The organism is Mesorhizobium sp. M1A.F.Ca.IN.020.06.1.1 (genome assembly GCF_004023265.1).
Lineage (GTDB): Bacteria > Pseudomonadota > Alphaproteobacteria > Rhizobiales > Rhizobiaceae > Mesorhizobium.
In genome coordinates this window covers 1-657 of the sequence record NZ_RZSR01001629.1, presented here as the reverse complement: position 1 = coordinate 657, position 657 = coordinate 1, and the positions used below count along the sequence as shown (strand labels likewise).

Genomic DNA, 657 nt, shown 5'->3' with positions numbered 1-657 from the left:
CTATGACGCAAAGCAGCCGGAAAACGCTACGCTGACCGAAGGCAAATGGTGGCCGCAGGACTATTCCGGCGAGCCGCTGGTGTCGTTCTCGGCCGAGGAAGGCAAAGCGATCGGGCTGAAGCTCGGCGACACGGTCACGGTCAACGTGCTCGGCCGCAACGTGACGGCAAGAATAGCCAGCTTCCGCCAGGTCGAGTGGGAAACCATGGGTATCAATTTCGTCATGATCTTCTCGCCCAATACGTTCGCCGGCGCGCCGCATGGCTGGCTGGCGACGCTGACCGACCGAAAGGCCACCACGGCCGACGACGCGCGGCTGCTCAACGCTGTCACCCGCGCCTTTCCGGCAGTGACGACGGTGAGGGTCAAGGACGCGCTCGACATCGTCAACCGGCTGGTCGCGCAGCTGGGCACGGCGATCCGCGCCGCAGCCGGCGTGGCGCTGATCGCCTCCGTGCTGGTGCTCTCCGGGGCTTTGGCCGCCGGCAACCGGGCGCGCATCCACGACGCGGTGGTGCTGAAGACGCTCGGCGCGACAAGGAGGACGCTGATTGCGGCCTTCTCGCTGGAATATGTGCTGATCGGTCTTGCGACCGCGCTGTTCGCGCTTGCCGCGGGCGGCGTCGCGGCGTGGTTCGTGGTGGCCCGCATCATGAC

The 657-nt window shown here is 66.7% G+C and carries 1 protein-coding gene; it reads left to right on the top strand.

Annotated features, from left to right (window positions below):
• Positions 1-657: FtsX-like permease family protein (locus tag EOA60_RS36000; RefSeq protein WP_128312779.1), on the top strand; the 657-nt coding region annotated here is incomplete at both ends.